Origin of the sequence: Dialister sp. (assembly GCF_051885895.1) — a bacterium.
In the GTDB taxonomy this organism is placed as follows: Bacteria; Bacillota; Negativicutes; order Veillonellales; family Dialisteraceae; genus Dialister.
In genome coordinates, this window is the sequence record NZ_JBJEXP010000101.1 from 1 (window position 1) to 2,730 (window position 2,730).

Genomic DNA, 2,730 nt, shown 5'->3' on the forward strand with positions numbered 1-2,730 from the left:
AAAAATCCATGCAGATGCTCATGCTGCATGGATTTTTGATTGGGGAGATAAAAAAATGAATGATTCAGGCGTCCGGCCAAATTTCTTCTGCTGTCTGGCAGACAAGACGGATTTTAGCCCACTGTTCTTCTTCTGTGAGAATATTTCCTTCTTCTGTAGAAGCAAAGCCGCACTGGGGGCTGAGGCAGAGATTTTCCAATGGCACATAGGCGGAGGCTTCTCTGATCCTTGCTTTCAGGTCGTCAGGATTTTCCAAGGCGGCAGTCTTACTGGTAATCAGGCCCAGCACCACTTTCTGCCCGTTAATGAATCGGAGCGGCTTGAAATCGCCGGCACGGTCGCTGTCATATTCCAGGAAGAAGCCGTCTACAAGGCAGGAGCTGAAGAGGACTTCCGCCACCGGTTCATAGCCGCCGGAGGAGAACCAGGTGGAGCGGAAATTGCCGCGGCAGATATGCATGGTGATGGTCATATCAGCCGGTTTTTCCTTGAGGATTTCGTTCAGCACTTCCACATATTTCCTCTTGATATGTTCCAGGTCGATGCCTCTGGCCTTGTAGGCATCTGCTTTTTCCCTGGAGCAGAATTCTCCCCAGGAGGTGTCATCAAATTGAAGATAGCGGCAGCCCTCATCATAGAAAGCTTTGACGGCTTTCCGGTATGTGCTGATGATATCCTGAAACAGGGTCTCCTCCCTTCCCTCGTAGATGTCCGGAAGCCTTGGGTTTTCTTCCCTGACGCAGGTCATAAGGTGAAGCATGGAAGGAGAGGGAATGGTCATTTTGGCCACATGGTTTTCATCTTCCAGGGATTTCAGGAAACGGAAGTGGGAGAGGAAAGGATGGTCCTCGGGGAAATCCAGTTTTCCTGTAATGCGGAAGGTAGTAGCCTTGGGCTGTTTTCCTTCAAAATGGACGGACCATGCTTTGGCGGCTACATGCTCACAGCCTGTAAGGGCAGCCAGGAAATCCAGGTGCCAGAAGGAACGGCGGAATTCTCCATCTGTAAAATCATGAAGACCGCTGGCTTTTTCCTTTTCTACCAGACGGCGGATTTCCCTGTCTTCTACTTCTCGAAGCTCTTCTGCGGAAATACGGCCTTTCTCAAAAGAAGCCCTGGCTTCCTTGAGGGCCTCCGGTCTTAAAAAACTGCCTACAATATCTTTACGGAATGGTATTTGTTTAGTCATATATAATGCCTCCTGTGGTTTTCTGATGGGTTTATCCTACCACAGGAGGCATTATATGCGTTAATACAGGAAAACCATGGGTAGATATAACCTGAAGCTATATCTATAGGGAAATGGAATTTCCTTCATTCTTGGGCTGTACAGCCGGCAGAATCCCCTCTAAATGGCTGATGTAGGATTTCAAATGGTCCATATATCGGGCGGCCATGCCTCTGAGGGCGGTCCCTTTCAGGGTGATGTAACCCAGCGTCATTTCTTCGCTGCTTTCCAGAGGAAGGGAGAGGATGTCCGTACCGTTCAGATCTTCGCTGAGAATACCGGAGCAGATAGTATATCCGTCAAGGCCGATGAGCAGGTTAAAAAGGGTGGCCCGGTCAGTGACAATAATGTTTTTGGGGCTGTATTCCTGGATCAGGGGCTCTTCGGAAAAATAGAGAGAATTATGGATTCCCTGCTCATAGGTGAGACGGGGATAGGGAGCAAGGTCTTCCATGGTCAGCGAGGAGCGGGAGGACAGGGGATGGCGCCGGCTGAGAAATACATGGATGGATGTTTTGAAAAGAGGATGGAATTCGATGTCTCCCTCTTTCAGTATGTGAAGAAGCACATCGCGGCGGAAATGATCGAGAAAAAGAATGCCCAGTTCGCTCCGTCCCAGCCGCACATCCTCAATGATGTCATAGGTGCGGGATTCACGAAGGGTAAATTCATATTTTTCTTTTCCATATTCCCTGACCAGTGCCACGAAGGCGTTGACTACGAAAGCATAGTGCTGGGAAGAAATGGCAAAAACCCGCTTCAGAGGAGGGCCTTTTTTATATGCATTTTCCAGCCGGTCTGCCTGTTCTACAACCTGCCGGGCATAGGAAAGAAATTTCACGCCTTCTTCTGTGAGCAGGGCGCCGCGGCTGGTTCGCCGGAAAAGAACGATGCCCATTTCCTTTTCCAGCTCTCCCATGGATTTGGAAAGGGATGGCTGGGAAATGAAAAGCTGGCGGGCCGCCATGTTGAAAGAACCTTCCTGTACGATGGCAATGACGTATCGAAGCTGCTGCAGAGTCATAGCTTTCTCCTTGTTCTGGTTTCAGGCATCTTGTGAAAACAGGATGTGCAGATTGATTCGGATAATCGGATGATATAATTATTTTCACTCCATGTTTGCTCTATTTTTCTTATGAGTCTGTTTCTTTAATTATAGGATAAAGCTGAAATTTTTGTACAGCGGTTTTGAAGAATCAGCAAGCCTTCCTGTCAGCATTTTTTTATTTGCTCTTTAGCAGTTTCCTGCAATCCCCTGTCACTTTTGACAGGTATTTTTTACTTCTTTTGCTAATGAGAGGCATTCCTGCTGTGGGCTGACTGCGTCAGGCGGATCCTTACTGCTGACTGGTATTTATGACACATGAGCTGCCAGCACTGTGCATCGGAATTCTTCACTGCGTTCAGAATGATGCGTCCGGCGGGAAGGAGAGGAATGGCAGCAGGCCAGCCGCTGCCATTCCCCTCTGAACACTCTGAATCCCCCTTATTAATTTATTTCC

At 48.5% G+C, this 2,730-nt stretch carries 2 protein-coding genes; both read right to left on the minus strand.

Features of this window, described 5'->3' with window-relative positions:
- Positions 1-64: 64 nt before the first annotated feature.
- Complete coding sequence (locus ACI4N7_RS08560) at positions 65-1,189, minus strand: 5-methyltetrahydropteroyltriglutamate--homocysteine S-methyltransferase (protein WP_439732941.1); 1,125 nt, start codon at positions 1,187-1,189, stop codon at positions 65-67.
- A gap of 103 nt (positions 1,190-1,292) precedes the next feature.
- On the minus strand, positions 1,293-2,252 hold the full coding sequence (locus ACI4N7_RS08565) for a LysR family transcriptional regulator (RefSeq protein ID WP_439732942.1): 960 nt from the start codon (positions 2,250-2,252) through the stop codon (positions 1,293-1,295).
- Between the last annotated feature and the right edge of the window lie 478 nt (positions 2,253-2,730).

Excerpts from the sequence above, each read along its gene's own strand:
- ACI4N7_RS08560 (WP_439732941.1), bottom strand. The coding sequence starts at position 1,189 with ATGACTAAACAAATACCATTCCGTAAAGATATTGTAGGCAGTTTTTTA.
- ACI4N7_RS08565 (WP_439732942.1), bottom strand. The coding sequence starts at position 2,252 with ATGACTCTGCAGCAGCTTCGATACGTCATTGCCATCGTACAGGAAGGT.